19 protein-coding genes and 1 pseudogene are annotated in these 18,060 nt (G+C 61.3%); all 20 read right to left on the bottom strand.

All coding sequences use genetic code 11. The annotated features are described in order from the left end of the window. Positions 1-36: 36 nt before the first annotated feature. The 20 genes and pseudogenes from AC1DKH_RS24150 to fliO all read right to left on the bottom strand — a co-directional run bounded on the left by AC1DKH_RS24150 (position 37) and on the right by fliO (position 18,060). Positions 37-429 carry a DUF2802 domain-containing protein gene (locus tag AC1DKH_RS24150; protein WP_477799514.1) on the bottom strand — a complete coding sequence of 131 codons (393 nt, stop codon included), beginning with the start codon at positions 427-429 and terminating at the stop codon, positions 37-39. Beyond that, a complete protein-coding gene (locus AC1DKH_RS24145; protein ID WP_007980742.1) occupies positions 430-915 on the bottom strand; it encodes a chemotaxis protein CheW in 486 nt (161 codons plus the stop codon). 42 nt (positions 916-957) lie between these two features. After that, the gene (locus AC1DKH_RS24140) at positions 958-1,878 is read right to left on the bottom strand and encodes a CheW domain-containing protein (RefSeq protein WP_477799513.1); all 921 of its coding nucleotides are present in this window, start codon (positions 1,876-1,878) and stop codon (positions 958-960) included. A gap of 2 nt (positions 1,879-1,880) precedes the next feature. Then, positions 1,881-2,003 (bottom strand): annotated as a pseudogene (locus tag AC1DKH_RS24135) (outer membrane lipoprotein carrier protein LolA); the annotation flags it as partial. A gap of 1 nt (position 2,004) precedes the next feature. Further along, positions 2,005-2,793: a ParA family protein gene (locus AC1DKH_RS24130; RefSeq protein WP_477799512.1), complete on the bottom strand. Its 789-nt coding sequence runs from the start codon at positions 2,791-2,793 to the stop codon at positions 2,005-2,007. 43 nt (positions 2,794-2,836) lie between these two features. Next, a complete protein-coding gene (gene motD / locus AC1DKH_RS24125) occupies positions 2,837-3,727 on the bottom strand; it encodes a flagellar motor protein MotD (protein ID WP_477799511.1) in 891 nt (296 codons plus the stop codon). 12 nt (positions 3,728-3,739) lie between these two features. Next, positions 3,740-4,480 carry a flagellar motor protein gene (locus tag AC1DKH_RS24120; RefSeq protein ID WP_085716992.1) on the bottom strand — a complete coding sequence of 247 codons (741 nt, stop codon included), beginning with the start codon at positions 4,478-4,480 and terminating at the stop codon, positions 3,740-3,742. Next, positions 4,480-5,610, bottom strand: coding sequence for a protein-glutamate methylesterase/protein-glutamine glutaminase (locus AC1DKH_RS24115; RefSeq protein ID WP_477759851.1), 1,131 nt, complete (start codon positions 5,608-5,610; stop codon positions 4,480-4,482). Before AC1DKH_RS24115 ends, AC1DKH_RS24120 begins: the two co-directional genes overlap by 1 nt. 48 nt (positions 5,611-5,658) lie before the next feature. Then, positions 5,659-7,908, bottom strand: coding sequence for a chemotaxis protein CheA (locus AC1DKH_RS24110; protein WP_477799510.1), 2,250 nt, complete (start codon positions 7,906-7,908; stop codon positions 5,659-5,661). A 54-nt stretch (positions 7,909-7,962) separates the two neighbouring features. Beyond that, entirely contained in the window at positions 7,963-8,751 is a 789-nt protein-coding gene (locus AC1DKH_RS24105) for a protein phosphatase CheZ (RefSeq protein ID WP_477799509.1), read from the bottom strand. Positions 8,752-8,772: 21 nt separating this feature from the next. Then, positions 8,773-9,144 carry a chemotaxis response regulator CheY gene (locus tag AC1DKH_RS24100; RefSeq protein ID WP_003183998.1) on the bottom strand — a complete coding sequence of 124 codons (372 nt, stop codon included), beginning with the start codon at positions 9,142-9,144 and terminating at the stop codon, positions 8,773-8,775. A 168-nt stretch (positions 9,145-9,312) separates the two neighbouring features. Then, positions 9,313-10,053, bottom strand: coding sequence for an RNA polymerase sigma factor FliA (fliA, locus tag AC1DKH_RS24095; RefSeq protein WP_223461391.1), 741 nt, complete (start codon positions 10,051-10,053; stop codon positions 9,313-9,315). Further along, positions 10,050-10,880 carry a flagellar synthesis regulator FleN gene (gene fleN / locus AC1DKH_RS24090; RefSeq protein ID WP_008001746.1) on the bottom strand — a complete coding sequence of 277 codons (831 nt, stop codon included), beginning with the start codon at positions 10,878-10,880 and terminating at the stop codon, positions 10,050-10,052. Before fleN ends, fliA begins: the two co-directional genes overlap by 4 nt. A 116-nt stretch (positions 10,881-10,996) precedes the next feature. Then, the gene (gene flhF, locus AC1DKH_RS24085) at positions 10,997-12,325 is read right to left on the bottom strand and encodes a flagellar biosynthesis protein FlhF (RefSeq protein WP_477799508.1); all 1,329 of its coding nucleotides are present in this window, start codon (positions 12,323-12,325) and stop codon (positions 10,997-10,999) included. An 11-nt stretch (positions 12,326-12,336) separates the two neighbouring features. Then, positions 12,337-14,466, bottom strand: a complete 2,130-nt coding sequence (gene flhA, locus AC1DKH_RS24080; RefSeq protein WP_477752423.1) for a flagellar biosynthesis protein FlhA — start codon at positions 14,464-14,466, stop codon at positions 12,337-12,339. Positions 14,467-14,693: 227 nt separating this feature from the next. Then, entirely contained in the window at positions 14,694-15,833 is a 1,140-nt protein-coding gene (gene flhB, locus AC1DKH_RS24075; protein WP_477799507.1) for a flagellar biosynthesis protein FlhB, read from the bottom strand. A 3-nt stretch (positions 15,834-15,836) separates the two neighbouring features. Beyond that, positions 15,837-16,619, bottom strand: a complete 783-nt coding sequence (fliR, locus tag AC1DKH_RS24070) for a flagellar biosynthetic protein FliR (RefSeq protein WP_223461383.1) — start codon at positions 16,617-16,619, stop codon at positions 15,837-15,839. Between the two features lie 3 nt (positions 16,620-16,622). Beyond that, positions 16,623-16,892 (bottom strand): flagellar biosynthesis protein FliQ, encoded by a 270-nt coding sequence (gene fliQ, locus AC1DKH_RS24065; protein WP_007983364.1) that lies wholly within the window; start codon positions 16,890-16,892, stop codon positions 16,623-16,625. After that, a complete protein-coding gene (fliP, locus tag AC1DKH_RS24060) occupies positions 16,889-17,647 on the bottom strand; it encodes a flagellar type III secretion system pore protein FliP (RefSeq protein WP_429487482.1) in 759 nt (252 codons plus the stop codon). The genes fliQ and fliP overlap by 4 nt, the downstream gene beginning before the upstream one ends. Then, positions 17,647-18,060: a flagellar biosynthetic protein FliO gene (fliO, locus tag AC1DKH_RS24055; protein ID WP_477799524.1), complete on the bottom strand. Its 414-nt coding sequence runs from the start codon at positions 18,058-18,060 to the stop codon at positions 17,647-17,649. Before fliO ends, fliP begins: the two co-directional genes overlap by 1 nt.

Raw genomic sequence — 18,060 nt, 5'->3', positions numbered from 1 at the left:
TTGCCAGCGAAAGCGACTTCAGCCAGATCGCAAAACTCAGTTCTTGTGCAACTTACTCATCAACTCCGCCTCAGCCTGGGTCAAGCCGCAGGACTGGGTCAGTTCGTTGACGCTGGCACCCATCCCGACCAGTCGCGCTGCCTGGGCAAACGACAGGCTTGAAGGATCACGCTGTTCCAGCTGGGTGAGTTTGTCCGGCAATGGTGCGACTGTCGCGCGAAGCTCATGCAGATCTTCGCCCATGCGCACATTACCGTTCTGGTAGTCGTCGACGCGTTTGCCCAGGTCCTTGATGCGCTGATCGCGCAGCGCATCGCCTTGGGTCTGTTGTGCGGCGATCTGCTTTTGACCGCGAATGTACGCCAGGAACATTGCCAGCGTACCTGCCCAAAACAGGAACAGGACAATGACCGCAACCTCGAGAATCAATCAGATACTCTCCAGTTCCGACCATTCTTCTTCGCTCATCATCTTGTCGAGCTCGACCAGGATGAGCAATTCGTTGTTCTTGTTGCACACGCCTTGAATGAACTTGGCGGACTCTTCGTTACCCACGTTCGGCGCGGTTTCGATTTCCGACTGACGCAGGTAAACCACTTCGGCCACGCTGTCGACCATGATCCCGACCACCTGCTTGTCGGCTTCGATGATGACGATACGGGTGTTGTCGCTGATCTCGGCATTCATCAGGCCGAAGCGCTGGCGGGTGTCGATCACGGTGACGACGTTGCCGCGCAGGTTGATGATCCCCAGCACGTAGCTCGGGGCACCCGGGACCGGGGCGATTTCGGTGTAACGCAGGACTTCCTGGACGCGCATCACGTTAATGCCGTAGGTCTCGTTGTCCAGCTTGAAGGTGACCCATTGCAGGATCGGATCTTCGGAACCCTTTGCCGCCGTCGCCTTGTCATTCATACCCTGATCCCCTCAAGAAACCGCCCTGGCGGTGTTGTTCCGTTATGTAGTTTTGTGGGTCGGCTTGTGGCCGTCCATGTGCTTTGCGCCGCCGCTGGCGATCAACTCGGCCAGCGCGGAAACGTCGAGCAACGCACACATGTGTTCAATCACCGTGCCCGCCAGCCATGGCCGTTGACCACGGTGACTGCGCCACTTGATTTCGTTCGGATCCAGGCGCAACGAGCGGCTGACCTGATGCACCGCCAGCCCCCACTCGTAGCCCTGGACGGAAATGACGTATTGCAGACCCTGCTTGAAATCGTCGCGGTAACGGTCGGGCATGACCCAACGTGCGGTATCCAGCACTTTCAGGTTGCCCGACTGACTCGGCAAGATGCCGAGGAACCACTCCGGCTGACCGAACAACGGCGTCAGTTCATGACCGGCCAGGGAGTAAATCGAACCCAGGCACACCAGCGGCACCGCCAGGGTCAAGCCGGCGACATCGAACAGCAGGCATTCGAAGGGTTCGGCAGCCCAGGACGGACGACCGTCGGACTCAACCGGTGGCGGCGTGTTGCTCGGTGGTAGATGCACATCGACGACCGGCGGCACCAGGGTTTGCTGCACTTCGACGACTGCTGGCTGCGCCTCGACAGGTGGTGGCACCAAGGCTTGCAGCAGCGGGGCGATGGTCGAGACCGGCGCCATAACAGGGGCCAGAGCTTCGATCACCGGCGCCTTGAACACTGGCGCCACCGATGCCTGCACCGGGGCGACCGTCACAGCGGCTGCGGCGTCGCGGGCCTGCTCTTCGAGCACCGCTGCCTGAAACTCGTCCAGCACCGCTTCTGCGGCGATCTCCTCGGCCACTGCCTCTGCGGGCAGCGTCAATTCTTCGGTCACTTCCTGCAGCAAGCTGTCCAGGTAGGACTGCAATGCCAGTTGCGGGCGCGAAGTGGTCTTCAATGGCCGGTTCATGAGCACGCACCTGTAGGAGCGAGCTTGCTCGCGATGAACCTGAGAGCGCCACGGGGTGTCAGGTTTCCCGCGTCATCGTTGACGACCATCGCGAGCAAGCTCGCTCCTACAGGAGTTGGGCTCATGTCACGCCACCTGCGGAACAAGTTGTGCCGCCAGCAGATGCTTGAGCAACGCACGGTAAGCGAGGACGCCACGGCTCTTGCCGTCGAATTGCGAAGGCGTCAGCCCCGCTCGACTGGCATCGCGCAGGCGCGTGTCCACCGGGATGTAGCCTTGCCAGATTTCCTCGGGGAATTTGTCGCGCAGCACGCGCAACGTGCCGAGGGACGCCTGGGTCCTTCGGTCAAACAGCGTCGGCACGATGGTGAACGGCAACGCCTGTTTGCGCGAGCGGTTGATCATCGCCAGGGTGTTGACCATGCGCTCAAGGCCCTTGACCGCCAGGTGTTCGGTCTGCACCGGGATCACCAGTTGCTGGCTCGCCGCCAAGGCATTGACCATCAGCACGCCGAGCAAGGGCGGGCTGTCGATCACCGCGTAATCGAAGTCCTGCCACAGTTGCGCCAGGCTCTTGGCAATCACCAGGCCCAAGCCACTCTGCCCCGGCGACTGGCGCTCAAGGGTGGCCAGCGCGGTGCTGGAGGGCAACAGGGAGATGCGTTCGTCACTGGTCGACAGCAGCAGTTGACCCGGCAGGCCTTGCGGCACGTTGCCCTTGTGCAGGAACAGGTCGTAGCTGCTGTGCTCCAGGGCGTCGGGATCGTAGCCGAAGTAGCTGGTCATCGAGCCGTGGGGGTCGAGATCGACCACGACCACGCGCTTGCCCGCCTCCGCCAGTAAACCGGCTAAAGCGATGGAGGAAGTGGTTTTACCGACACCACCCTTTTGATTGGCGACTGCCCAGACTCTCATTCGGATTGTTCCTCCCGGCCGAATGGATCGACCGAGAAATAGCTCAACGTGTTAATGCGGGTGACGGAGAATTGACGGCGCTCTCTCGTACCGGCGACTTGACCGGGGTCGGTGCAGTTTGTGTGCCAGCACGCTTCAATGCGGCATCCGGTTGCGCATGGGCGGTTCCGGTGCCGGTCAGGCTGCGGCGCACATCGAGGTTGCGCGACACCACCAGCACCACGCGACGGTTGCGGGCGCGGCCTTCAGCGGTGGCATTGTTGGCCATCGGCTGAAACTCGCCGTAGCCCACCGACGCCAGGCGACCGGGGTTCACCCCCTGCATCGCCAGCATGCGCACGATGCTGGCCGAGCGGGCCGAAGACAGTTCCCAGTTGGTCGGGTACTGCGCGGTGCGGATCGGTTGGTCGTCGGTGAAGCCTTCGACATGAATCGGGTTGTCGAATGGCTTCAGGATCGCCGCAACCTTGTCGATGATGTTGAACGCGATGTTGCTGGGCATGGCGTCGCCGCTGCCGAACAACAGGCTGGAATTGAGCTCGATCTCGACCCACAACTCGTTGCCGCGCACGGTCATCTGGTTGGAGCTGATCAGGTCACCGAACGCCGCACTGATGTCGTCGGCGATGCTTTTGAGCGGATCGCTGGCACCGGCGAAGCCGGCATCGACCTGGTCACTGTCCTTGACCAGCGGCTTGGCCGGGGTCACGGTCTTCGGCCGCTCGTCCCCGATCGGGATCGGCTTGAGCGAACGATCGGAATCGGTGAAGACGCCGATCAGCGCTTCGGAAATGACCTTGTACTTGCCTTCGTTGATCGAAGAGATCGAGTACATCACCACGAAAAAGGCGAACAGCAAGGTGATGAAGTCGGCGTAGGACACCAGCCAGCGTTCGTGGTTGACGTGTTCTTCATGCTGGCGACGGCGAGCCATGAGCTTATTCCCTTAATCCATGAAGCCCTGGAGCTTCAACTCAATGGAGCGAGGGTTTTCACCTTCGGCGATCGACAGCAGCCCTTCCAACAGCATTTCGCGATAACGCGACTGGCGCAGCGCGATGGATTTGAGTTTGGCGGCGATCGGCAGCAGCACCAGGTTGGCACTGGCCACGCCGTAGATGGTGGCGACGAAAGCCACGGCGATGCCGTTACCCAGTTGCGACGGATCGCCCAGGTTGCCCATGACGTGAATCAAGCCCATCACCGCACCGATGATGCCGATGGTCGGCGCATAACCGCCCATGCTTTCGAAGACCTTGGCCGCTTCGACATCGCGGCTTTCCTGGGTGTAGAAATCCACTTCCAGAATGCTGCGGATCGCCTCCGGCTCGGCACCGTCAACCAGCAGTTGCAGGCCTTTGCGCGCGTAGTTGTCGGGCTCGGCGTCGGCGATACCTTCAAGGCCCAGCAGGCCTTCCTTGCGGGCGGTCAGGCTCCAGTTCACCACGCGGTCGATGCCACCGGCCAGGTCGACACGGGGCGGGAACAGGATCCAGGCGAGGATCTGCATGGCGCGCTTGAAGGCGCTCATCGGCGATTGCAGCAGCGCGGCGCCAATGGTGCCGCCGAGCACGATCAGCGCTGCCGGGCCGTTGGCCAGGGCGCCGAGATGACCGCCTTCGAGGTAGTTGCCACCGATGATGGCGACGAAGGCCATGATGATGCCGATCAGGCTTAGAACATCCATCAGATGCAGGCCTCGACCAGGTGCTTGCCAATGTCGTCGAGGCTGTACACCGCGTCGGCGAGTTCAGCCTTGACGATGGCCATCGGCATGCCATAGATCACGCAACTGGCTTCGTCCTGTGCCCAGATCGAACTGCCGCCCTGCTTGAGCAGGCGCGCACCTTCACGGCCGTCGGCGCCCATGCCGGTCAGGACCACCGCCAGAACCTTGTCACCGTAGGACTTGGCTGCCGAACCGAAGGTGATGTCCACGCACGGCTTGTAATTCAGACGCTCGTCACCCGGGAGGATTCTCACCGCGCCACGGCCGTCGATCATCATCTGCTTGCCACCCGGCGCCAGCAGCGCCAGGCCCGGCCGCAGGATGTCGCCATCCTCGGCTTCCTTGACGCTGATGCGGCAGAGCTTGTCCAGGCGCTCGGCGAAGGCCTTGGTGAAGGCGGCCGGCATGTGTTGGACCAGCACGATCGGGGCCGGGAAGCTGGCCGGCAATTGGGTCAACACCCGTTGCAGCGCAACCGGGCCGCCGGTGGACGTACCGATGGCCACCAGTTTGTAGGCTTTGCGTTTCGGCGCGGGCGACGACGCAGTGGCCGCATGCGTACGCGCAGGGATCGGTGCCGGTGCCGGACGCACGGGCGCGCTGCTGCCAAAACTGCCAACGCTGGAAGGCGCAGGCGTCGGGGCTGGTGCAGCGACAGGCGTCGGAGCGCTGTAGGCGCTGACTCGACGATTGCTGCGCGCAATGCTGAGGATCTTCTCGCACAGCAGTTGCTTGACCTTCTCGGGGTTGCGCGAGATGTCTTCGAAATTTTTCGGCAGGAAGTCCACCGCGCCGGCATCCAGCGCATCGAGGGTGACGCGGGCGCCTTCGTGGGTCAGCGAGGAGAACATCAGGACCGGGGTCGGGCAGCGTTGCATGATGTGCCGCACAGCGGTGATGCCGTCCATCATCGGCATCTCGTAGTCCATGGTGATCACGTCGGGCTTGAGGGCCAGCGCCTGATCGATCGCCTCTTTGCCGTTGGTCGCCGTGCCGACGACCTGGATATTGGAATCCGCTGAAAGAATTTCCGAGACGCGGCGGCGGAAAAACCCCGAATCGTCCACCACCAGGACTTTGACTGCCATAAACACTCCATTAGATGGAGCGAGGCCAGGCGCCCCGCTCCACCAGAATCAAATACGCCGTGTGGCGTAACGCTTGAGCATGCTCGGAACATCGAGAATCAGCGCGATGCGGCCGTCACCGGTGATGGTGGCGCCGGACATGCCCGGCGTTCCCTGGAGCATTTTGCCCAATGGCTTGATGACCACTTCTTCCTGGCCCACCAGTTGATCGACGACAAAGCCGATCCGCTGCGTGCCCACCGAAAGGATCACCACATGGCCTTCGCGCTGCTCTTCGTGAGCGGCGGAGCTGACCAGCCAGCGTTTGAGATAGAACAATGGCAGTGCCTTGTCCCGCACGATCACCACTTCCTGGCCGTCCACAACGTTGGTGGTCGACAGGTCGAGGTGGAAGATCTCGTTGACGTTCACCAGCGGGAACGCGAATGCCTGGTTGCCGAGCATGACCATCAGCGTCGGCATGATCGCCAGGGTCAGCGGCACCTTGATGACGATCTTCGAACCCTGGCCCTTGGTCGAGTAGATGTTGATCGAGCCGTTGAGCTGGGAAATCTTGGTTTTCACCACGTCCATGCCCACACCGCGACCCGATACGTCGGAGATCTCGGTCTTGGTCGAGAAACCCGGGGCGAAGATCAGGTTGTAGCATTCGGTGTCGCTCAGGCGGTCCGCCGCATCCTTGTCCATCACACCGCGCTTGACCGCGATTGAACGCAGGACGTTCGGGTCCATGCCTTTGCCGTCATCGGAAATCGACAGCAGGATGTGATCGCCTTCCTGCTCGGCCGCCAGGATGACCTTGCCGCCACGAGCCTTGCCCGAGGCTTCGCGTTCTTCCGGCGATTCGATGCCGTGGTCGACTGCGTTGCGCACCAAGTGGACCAACGGATCGGCCAGGGCCTCGACGAGGTTCTTGTCGAGGTCGGTTTCTTCGCCGACCAGCTCCAGGTTGATCTCTTTCTTGAGCTGGCGAGCCAGGTCGCGAACCAGGCGCGGGAAACGCCCGAAGACTTTCTTGATCGGCTGCATCCGGGTCTTCATGACCGCGGTTTGCAGGTCGGCCGTGACCACGTCGAGGTTCGACACGGCCTTGGACATGGCTTCGTCGCCGCTGTTGAGGCCCAGGCGGACCAGGCGGTTACGCACCAGCACCAACTCGCCGACCATGTTCATGATCTCGTCGAGACGCGCGGTATCGACGCGCACGGTGGTCTCGGCTTCACTGGCCGGCTTTTCCGCCGGTGGCGCGGCCGGGGCACGCGCAGCAGCAGGTGCAGCGGCTGCAGCCGGCGTTTCGGCTTTTGGCTCGGGTGCCCTGGTCACAGGTTTCGGCGCCGCAGCCTTCGCGGCCGGCGCGGCAACGGACGTGTTCGATCCGCTGGCAACCGTCGCCTTGCCGACTTCGCTGAACTTGCCTTTGCCGTGCAACTCATCGAGCAGCGATTCAAATTCGTGATCGCTGATCAGATCGCTGCCGACCGCTGCAGCGGTTGGCGCGGCAGCAGCCGGTACGGAAGCAATGGCCGACTCCAGCGCATCGACAGCGAAGTTACCCTTGCCGTGCAGTTGGTCGAGCAGTGCTTCGAATTCGTCGTCAGTAATATCGGAGCTGTCGCCGGCCGCTTTCGGGGCCTCTGGCGCAGCTGGCGCCGGGACCACCGCGTCAACGGCGAACTGGCCCTTGCCGTGCAGTTGATCGAGCAACGACTCGAACTCGGCATCGGTGATTTCATCGCTGACCGGCGCAGAAACAGCCGCCGGCGCCTCGGCCTTGGCCTTGGCCTTGACGGCGTTCAGCGAGTCCAGCAGTTGTTCGAATTCATTGTCGGTGATATCGCCCGATTCGCTTTCTGCCACAGACTCTTCAATCACTTCGGCGACAGGTGCTGATGCGGCCTCGTCAGCCGATTGCGGCTCGGCCAGACGGGCCAGCGCCGCGAGCAGTTCAGGTGTCGCAGCGGTGATCGGGCTGCGTTCGCGGACTTCGCTGAACATGCTGTTCACCGCGTCCAGCGCTTCGAGAACCACGTCCATCAGTTCCGAGTCGACGCGACGCTCACCCTTGCGCAGGATGTCGAACACGTTCTCGGCGATGTGGCAGCACTCCACCAGCTCGTTGAGCTGAAGGAAGCCGGCGCCCCCTTTTACAGTGTGAAAACCGCGAAAAATTGCATTGAGCAGATCCGCATCATCCGGACGGCTTTCCAGCTCGACCAGTTGCTCGGACAGTTGCTCTAGAATCTCGCCGGCCTCAACCAGGAAATCCTGAAGGATCTCTTCATCGGCGCCGAAGCTCATTAAGGGGGTGCTCCTACAGGTCTAAAAACCCAAAAAACCTAAAATTCTAAAACTCTAAAATCCCAGGCTGGATAACAAATCGTCCACATCGTCCTGACCGGACACAACGTCTTCTCTTTTATCGGCATGAATCTGCGGACCTTCACCCTGAGAGAGATGTTTTTGTGGATCTTTTTCTGCAAGCATCGCTTCACGGTCATGTTCGATGCCCGCAAAGCGGTCCACCTGACTGGCCATCAGCACGAGCTTGAGCAGGTTGCTTTCAACTTCGGTGACCAACTGGGTCACTCGCTTGATCACTTGCCCTGTGAGGTCCTGGTAATCCTGGGCGAGCAGGATGTCGTTGAGGTTGCCCGACACCGCGCGATTATCCGTGCCGCTGCGCACCAGGAAGCCGTCGACCCGGCGGGCCAGTTCACGAAACTCTTCGGCGCCGACTTCGCGACGCATGAAGCGTCCCCAGTCCGTGCTCAAGGCCTGGGCTTCATCCGCCAGGCCATTGACCAGCGGCGTGGCACTTTCCACCAGATCCATGGTGCGGTTGGCCGCAGCCTCGGTCAGCTTGACCACATAGCCCAGACGCTCGGTGGCGTCGGTGATCTGGGACACTTCTTCGGCTTGCGGCATGTGCGGGTCAATCTGGAAATTGACGATCGCGCTATGCAGTTCGCGAGTGAGCTTGCCCACTTCCTGATACAGGCCGCGGTCACGGGTCTGGTTGAGCTCATGGATCAATTGCACCGCGTCGCCGAACTTGCCTTTTTCAAGGCTCTCGACCAATTCGACGGCGTGTTTTTTCAGGGTCGACTCAAAGTCGCCCAATGAAGTTTCGTTATTGCCCATAGCTCCCCCGTGGCGCACTCATCAACCGATGCGTTCGAAAATCTTCTCGATTTTTTCTTTCAACGCCTGGGCCGTGAAGGGTTTGACCACATAGCCGTTAACGCCGGCCTGGGCCGCTTCGATGATCTGCTCGCGCTTGGCTTCAGCGGTCACCATCAGCACCGGCAGGTGCTTGAGCTTTTCATCGGCACGCACGTGGCGCAGCAGATCGATACCGGTCATGCCAGGCATGTTCCAGTCCGTTACCAGAAAGTCGATGCTTCCGCTGTTGAGCACCGGAATGGCGGTAGTGCCATCGTCGGCCTCGACGGTGTTGGTGAACCCAAGGTCACGCAGCAGGTTCTTGATGATCCGCCGCATCGTTGAGAAGTCATCAACGATGAGGATTTTCATGTTCTTGTCCAATTCGACCTCCAAGCAGTCTTAAACGCGCCCAGCACCTGGACGCGCCATTTCAATCAATCCGGCAAAGCACTCGATGACTGTCTGGAGCACAACAGATCGCGACCGGCGCAGTTCAACACCACACCGGCCTCGTTCGCAGTGTCCCCCACACTGCCTTCAGCGCGCTCGCCACTCCCCCAAACGCCCCCGCAAACGGGCCGCGCACTGGCTGTGTAACTGGCTGACCCGAGATTCGCTGACCCCCAGGACCTCACCGATTTCCTTGAGGTTCAACTCTTCGTCGTAGTACAGCGCCAACACCAGTCGCTCACGCTCCGGCAAATTGGCAATCGCCTCCGCCAGCGCAGCCTGGAAGCGTTCATCTTCCAGATCGCGTGACGGCTCGATATGAGCACTCGCGCCATCCTCGTGCAGACCTTCGTGTTCGCCGTCCTGCAACAGGTCGTCGAAACTGAACAGCCGGCTGCCCAGGGTGTCGTTCAAAATCCCGTAGTAATCGTCGAGACTCAATTGGAGTTCGGCCGCAACTTCGTGATCTTTAGCGTCACGGCCGGTTTTCGCTTCAATCGAGCGAATGGCATCGCTGACCATGCGCGTATTGCGGTGAACCGAACGTGGCGCCCAGTCCCCCTTGCGCACTTCATCGAGCATGGCGCCGCGGATTCGAATGCCCGCGTACGTCTCGAAACTGGCGCCTTTGCTGGCGTCATATTTGGTCGACACCTCAAGCAGGCCGATCATCCCGGCCTGGATCAGGTCTTCGACCTGGACGCTGGCCGGCAGGCGCGCCAACAAGTGGTAGGCAATGCGTTTAACCAGCGGCGCGTAACGCTCGATCAGCTCGTACTGCGCATCACGCGCCGATTTTTTGTAGAGGTTGTAACCGCTTGCTGTCATAGAACCGGTCCTGCTGTCTGCTGCACGAGGCGCTCGACGAAAAACTCCAGGTGCCCGCGCGGGTTGGCAGGCAGCGGCCAGGTATCGACCTTCTGTGCGATGGCCTTGAATGCCAGCGAGCACTTGGAACGGGGGAAGGCCTCGTAGACGGCGCGCTGCTTCTGCACGGCCTTGCGCACGCTTTCGTCGTAGGGCACCGCGCCGACGTATTGCAGGGCGACGTCGAGGAAGCGATCCGTGACCTTGGTCAACTTGGCGAACAGGTTGCGCCCTTCCTGCGGGCTCTGGGCCATGTTGGCCAGGACGCGGAAGCGGTTCATGCCGTAGTCACGGTTAAGCAATTTGATCAAGGCGTAGGCGTCAGTGATCGAGGTCGGCTCGTCGCACACCACCAGCAGCACTTCCTGGGCTGCGCGAACGAAACTGACTACCGAGTCACCAATGCCCGCAGCGGTGTCGATCACCAATACGTCGAGGTTGTCGCCGATATCGCTGAAGGCCTGGATCAGGCCGGCGTGTTGCGCGGGGCTCAGATGCACCATGCTCTGAGTGCCGGATGCGGCCGGAACGATACGGATGCCGCCGGGTCCCTGCAGCAGTACATCGCGCAGTTCGCAGCGGCCCTCGATCACGTCGGCCAGGGTACGTTTGGGTGTCAGGCCCAGCAGAACGTCGACGTTCGCCAGCCCCAGGTCGGCGTCCAACAGCATGACGCGCCGGCCAAGCTCAGCCAGAGCCAGGGACAAGTTCACTGACACATTAGTTTTCCCGACGCCACCTTTGCCGCCGGTCACCGCGATCACCTGTACGGGATGCATGCTGCCCATGTTATTTCTTTACCTTGTCTTGCATAGACGGAGGCCACATTACTGGCTGCGCGTTCACAAACGGAACAATGCATGGCAGACCATCGATGTAGGTACAAAAACTGTTCATTACTACCTTAGCCAACCTGCTTGGTTTGGCTGTGGTAAATATCAGCGAACATGTCAGCCATGGCTTCTTCGCTGGGTTCTTCCTGCATTTGCACGCTGACGGCGCGACTGACCAACTGATGACGGCGCGGCAGATGGAGATCATCCGGAATCCGCGGGCCATCGGTCAGGTAGGCCACCGGCAGCTCATGACTGATGGCCAGGCTCAACACCTCGCCCAGACTAGCCGTTTCATCCAGTTTAGTCAGGATGCAGCCCGCGAGCCCGCAACGCTTGTAACTATGATAGGCGGCGGTTAGAACCTGTTTCTGGCTGGTGGTTGCCAGGACCAGATAATTTTTCGAGCGGATGCCTCGACCGGCCAGGCTTTCGAGTTGCATGCGCAGGGCCGGATCGCTGGCCTGCAGGCCGGCGGTATCGATCAGCACCACGCGCTTGCGCAGCAAGGGTTCCAGCGCCTGCACCAGGGACTGGCCCGGATCGACGTGGGTCACCGACACATTGAGAATGCGCCCCAGGGTCTTGAGCTGCTCCTGGGCACCGATGCGGAAGCTGTCCATGCTCACCAGTGCAATGTTCTGCGCGCCGTACTTGAGCACGTAACGGGCCGCCAGCTTGGCCAGGGTGGTGGTCTTGCCCATGCCGGCTGGGCCGACCATGGCGATCACACCGCCCTCTTCCAGCGGCTCGACTTGCGGGGTAACGATCATGCGCGCCAGGTGCGCCAGCAACATGCGCCAGGCCTGACGAGGTTCTTCGATTTCGCTGATCAGCGCCAGCAGGTCGCGCGACAACGGGCCTGACAGACCAATGCGTTGCAGGCGACGCCAGAGGTTGGCCTGGTCCGGACGGCTGCCCTGCAGCTGATTCCAGGCCAGGGAGCCGAGTTGTACTTCCATGAGTTCGCGCAGGCTGTTGAGTTCGAAACGCATCGAGTCGAACGCGCGCGGGTCCACGCCAGTGGAGGCTGGTGCAGCGGGCGGTGCGGGGCGACGGGGTTCGGCGTAGGTCGGCTCGATCAACGGCTCGGCTGCGGTGAGCGGCAAGCCGGCGAACAACTGGCGATTGGTCGCATTATCGCTCTCGCCGACGCCACGCAGGCTCAGTTCGGCCTGGGCAGTGACGATCCGCGACTGAGTCTTGCGCAGCTCGTCTTCGAGTTCCATGTTCGGAACCCGCGGCGCCAGCGCCGACAACTTGTAATCCAGCGCTGCCGTCAGCTCGACACCCCCGGCGATCCGGCGGTTGCCAATGATGGCGGCATCAGCGCCCAGCTCATCGCGAACCAGCTTCATGGCCTGACGCATATCGGCGGCGAAAAAACGCTTAACTTGCATAAACCACTACCTCAGCCGTTGGGCCCTACTGTCGCAACGATGGTCACTTGCTTGTTGTCAGGGATTTCCTGGTAAGCCAACACGTGCAAACCCGGGACTGCGAGCCGGCCGAATCGCGAGAGCATCGCGCGAACCGGACCGGCCACCAGCAGAATCACCGGTTGACCTTGCATCTCCTGGCGCTGCGCTGCGTCGATCAACGAACGTTGCAGCTTCTCAGCCATGCTTGGCTCCAGCAGAACGCCCTCTTCCGAGCCTTGTCCGGCCTTTTGCAGACTATTGAGCAATATCTGTTCCAACCTTGGCTCCAGCGTGATCACTGGCAGCTCCGACTCAGTGCCTACAATGCTTTGCACGATTGCACGGGATACGCCAACACGCACGGCAGCCACCAGCGCGGCGGTATCTTGACTCTTGGCGGCATTGTTGGCGATGGCTTCGGCAATGCTGCGGATGTCACGCACAGGCACTTGTTCGGCCAACAGCGCCTGCAGCACCTTGAGCAGCTGCGACAGCGAAACCACGCCCGGCACCAGCTCCTCGGCCAGCTTCGGCGAGCTTTTGCCCAGCAATTGCATGAGCTGCTGCACTTCTTCGTGACCGATCAGTTCACTGGAATGCTTGTAGAGAATCTGGTTCAAGTGGGTAGCCACTACGGTACTGGCATCGACCACCGTATAACCGAGGGATTGCGCCTGGGCGCGCTGGCTGATTTCGATCCAGACCGCCTCCAGGCCGAAAGCCGGATCTTTGGCGGTAATGCCGTTGAGCGTGCCGTAGACCTGTCCCGGGTTGATCGCCAGTTCGCGATCCGGGTAAATCTCTGCTTCGGCCAGGATTACCCCCATGAGGGTCAGGCGATAGGCACTGGGCGCCAGGTCGAGGTTGTCGCGGATATGCACGGTCGGCATCAGGAAGCCCAGGTCCTGGGACAGCTTCTTGCGCACCCCCTTGATCCGCGCCAGCAACTGGCCACCCTGGTTGCGGTCCACCAGCGGAATCAGGCGATAACCCACCTCCAGGCCGATCATGTCGATGGGCGTCACGTCATCCCAGCCAAGCTCCTTGGTTTCCTGGGCGCGGGCCGGCGACGGCAGCAGCTCCTGCTGGCGTTTGACCTCTTGCAGGGCCTGCACCTTGGCGACGTTCTGCTTTTTCCAGAACAGGTAAGCGCCGCCGGCCGCCAGGGCCGCCATGCTCAGGAACGAGAAGTGCGGCATGCCGGGCACCAGGCCCATGACCGCCATCAAGCCTGCCGCCACCGCCAGCGCCTTGGGCGAGGCGAACATCTGGCGATTGATTTGCTTGCCCATGTCTTCCGAACCGGAAGCACGGGTCACCATGATCGCGGCGGCTGTCGATAACAACAGTGATGGCAATTGCGCCACCAAACCGTCACCGATGGTCAACAGCGCGTACACCTTGCCGGCGTCGGCAAAGTTCATGTTGTGCTGGAAGATGCCGACCGCCATGCCGCCGATCAGGTTGATGAACAGGATCAGCAGGCCGGCGATGGCGTCACCACGGACGAATTTGCTGGCACCGTCCATGGAGCCGTAGAACTCGGCTTCCTGGGCCACTTCCGAACGGCGGGCCTTGGCCTGGGCCTGATCGATCAGGCCGGCGTTGAGGTCGGCGTCAATCGCCATTTGCTTGCCGGGCATCGCATCGAGGGTGAAACGCGCGCTCACCTCGGAAATCCGCCCCGCGCCCTTGGTCACCACGACGAAGTTGATGATCATCAAGATCGCGAAGACCACGATACCGACCACGTAGTTACCGCCGATCACCACCTCGCCGAACGCCTGGATCACCTTGCCGGCCGCCGCATGACCGTCCTGACCGTGGAGCATCACCACCCGCGTGGAGGCCACGTTCAACGCCAGGCGCAACAACGTCGCCACCAGCAGAATGGTCGGGAACACCGCGAAATCCAGCGGCCGCAAGGCGTAGACGCACACCAGCAGCACGACGATGGACAGGGCAATGTTGAAGGTGAAGAACACGTCCAGCAGGAACGGCGGCACCGGCAACATCATCATCGCCAGCATGACCAGCAACAACAGCGGCACGCCCAGATTGCCTCGACTGAGGTCGGCAATGTTGCTGCGGGCACTGTTGATTAACTGAGAGCGATCCACCGGTTTTCCCCGTTCCTTTAAAGCAAACTTTTGACGCCCGAAGCAGGCGCAGAGCGGCTACTGCAAGAAGCTTTCCAACTTTTGCGAGGGATTGGGATAGAGGGTTTCATTGCGCAATTCGATTGCCTGGACGGGCCTCTTCGCTGGCAAGCCAGCTCCTACAGGGTTATCGCCAAACCTGTAGGAGCTGGCTTGCCAGCGAAGAGGTCGGCAGAGACAACGCGAAATCAGGAATCGCGGCGCAGATCCGGCGGAATCGGCAGGTCATCCTTGAGCGGATCCGGTCGCTTGCCCTTGCCCGCCCGGTACTGTCGAATCTGATAAACGTAAGCCAGCACCTGCGCGACCGCCAGGTACAGCCCGCCGGGAATTTCCTGCTCAAGCTCGGTGGAGTAGTAGATCGAGCGCGCCAGCGCCGGCGACTCCAGCAGCAGGATCTCGTTGGCCGCCGCGATCTCACGGATCTTCAGGGCCAGGAAGTCGCTGCCCTTGGCCAGCAATACCGGCGCATTACCCTTTTCCGGGTCGTACTTGAGGGCCACGGCGTAGTGCGTCGGGTTGGTGATGACCACGTCGGCCTCGGGAATGGCGGCCATCATCCGGCGCTGGGACATCTCGCGCTGCAGCTGTCGAATCCGCTGCTTGACCTCCGGCCGCCCCTCTTGATCCTTGTGCTCGTCACGCACTTCCTGCTTGGTCATCAGCAGTTTCTTGTGGCTTTCCCAGAGCTGCACCGGCACATCCACCACAGCGATCAGGATCAGCCCGCACGCCATCCACAAGGTGCTCCAGCCCACCACTTGCAGGCTGTGAATGATCGCCCTGTCCAAGGGCTCATGGGCGATGCGCAGCAGGTCATCGATGTCCGACGACAACACCGCCAGCGCCACGAACAGGATGATGATGAACTTGGCCAAAGCCTTGAGCAGTTCGATCAGCGACTTGGTCGAGAACATGCGCTTGAGGCCGGGACCGGGATTCAAGCGGCTGAATTTGGGCGCCATGGAACTCGCCGCGAACAGCCAGCCACCCAGGGAAACCGGACCGATGATGGCGGCCAGCACCAAGGTGATCATCACGGGCTGGATCGACCACAGGGCAATTTGCCCCGAGCGCATCAGGTAGGTGGCCATGGAGCGCTGATCCAGAATCACTTCCCGCGGCAGCGAGAAATTGATGCGCATCAGCTCCATCATGTCCTGCGCCATGGCACCGCCAAAAATCAGCAGCGCCGAGGCACCGACCAGCATGATCGCCAGGGTGTTGAGTTCCTTGGACCGGGCTACCTCACCCTTTTCACGGGAGTCCTGCTTGCGCTTCTCCGTGGGGTCTTCTGTTTTGTCCTGACCGCTTTCGCTCTCAGCCATGACTCAGCTCGCCCGCGCCATTTCGCGTAACAACTGCAAGGCTTCGGTGGCCAGCGGTTGATACTGGTTGAGAATGTCCGCCAGCCCGACCCAGACGATGAACAGCCCAAGCACCAGGATCAGCGGGAAGCCGACCGAGAAAATATTGAGTTGCGGCGCCGCCCGGGTCATGACGCCAAACGCGATGTTGACCACCAGCAGCGCGGTGATCGCCGGCAGCACCAGCAACAACGCCGAACCGAGCACCCAGCCGAGCTTGCCGGCCAGTTCCCAGTAGTGATTGACCATCAGGCCGCCACCCACCGGCAACGTGGTGAAACTCTCGGTGAGGATCTCGAACACCACCAGATGACCGTTCATGGACAGGAACAGCAGCGTCACCAGCATGGTGAAAAACTGCCCGATCACCGCCGTCGATACGCCGTTGGCCGGGTCGATCATGGAAGCGAAGCCCATGCCCATCTGGATGGCGACGATCTGCCCGGCCACCACAAAGGCCTGAAAGAACAGCTGCAAGGAGAAGCCCATCACCGCACCGATGAGAATCTGCTCGGCAATCAGCAACAGCCCGCTCAGATCCAGGGCATTCACCGGCGGCATCGGCGGCAAGCCCGGCGCGATGACCACGGTAATGGCCAGCGCGAAATACAGGCGAATGCGCCGCGGCAGCAAGGTCGTGCCGAACACCGGCATGACCATCAGCAAGGAGCCGACGCGAAACAGCGGCAACATGAACGTCGCCACCCAAGTGCTGATCTGCGTATCGGTCAGCGCAAGCAGTGACATGGTTTAGCCGATGACCTGAGGAATGCTGCCGTACAACTGCAGGATGTAATCCATGAAGGTCTGCACCATCCATGGACCGCCGACGATCAGCGTCACCAGCATCACCAGCAGGCGCGGCAGGAAGCTCAGGGTCTGTTCGTTGATCTGGGTGGCTGCCTGGAACATCGCCACCAGCAAGCCCACCAGCAAACTTGGAATCACCAGGATCGCCACCATCATGGTGGTCAGCCACAGTGCTTCGCGAAAGATGTCGACTGCGACTTCCGGCGTCATGGCGAGACACCGCCGAAGCTGCTGGCCAGCGTGCCGATGATCAGCGCCCAGCCATCCACCAGCACGAACAACATGATCTTGAACGGCAGGGAAATGATCAGCGGCGAGAGCATCATCATCCCCATGGCCATCAACACACTGGCCACGACCAGGTCGATGATCAGGAACGGAATGAAGATCATGAAGCCGATCTGGAACGCCGTTTTCAGCTCGGAGGTCACGAAGGCCGGTACCAGGATGGTCAGCGGCGCCTGATCCGGCGTCGCGATGTCAGTGCGCTTGGACAGGCGCATGAACAGCTCCAGATCGCTGGTGCGGGTCTGGGCGAGCATGAAGTTCTTGATCGGCACCTGCGCCTTGGCGACCGCATCCTGGGCCGTCAGTTTTTCCGCCAGATACGGCTGCAAGGCGTCCTGGTTCACCCGGTCGAATACTGGCGCCATGATGAACAGGGTCAGGAACAGCGCCATGCCGGTAAGGATCTGATTCGACGGTGTCTGCTGCAAGCCCAGGGCCTGGCGCAGGATCGAGAAGACAATGATGATCCGGGTGAAACTGGTCATCAGCATGACAAACGCCGGGATAAAACTCAGCGCGGTCATGATCAGCAGGATTTGCAGGCTGACCGAGTACTCCTGCGCCCCCTGCGCATTGGTGCCCAGGGTGATGGCCGGGATCGACAGCGGATCGGCGCCGAATGCCAGTGGCGCGGCCAGCATCAGGGCCAGCGTCAAGACGATGCGTAGCGCACCCATTACTTCTTATCCTTCTGATCTTTACCCAGCATCTCCAACAGGCGCTGGGCAAATTCCGGCGTCGGCTTCTCGGTACTCGGCACTTGCACCGGCTCCTTGAGCACATGCAGCGCAGCAATGTTGCCGGGGCTCAGGCCGAGCAGAATCTGCTCGTTGCCGACCTGCACCAGCATCAGCCGGTCGCGCGGCCCCAGCGCGCGGGAGCCGACAATCTCGATCACCTGCCCCTTGCCGGCCGGACCGGCCTGCTGGACCCGACGCAGCAACCAGGCGAGGAGAAAGATCAGCCCCAGCACCAGCAGCAAGCCGAACACCAGTTGCGTCAGTTGCCCAGCCACACCACTGCTCACCGCCGGCGCAGCAGCCGTGGTCGCCGTTGCGACCGGTTCGGCCGCCAGCACGCTGAACGGCAT

This window comes from Pseudomonas sp. 05L36 (assembly GCF_056398125.1).
The sequence above is the reverse complement of the archived record's forward strand: the minus strand, read 5'-3'. Positions and strand labels throughout refer to the sequence as shown.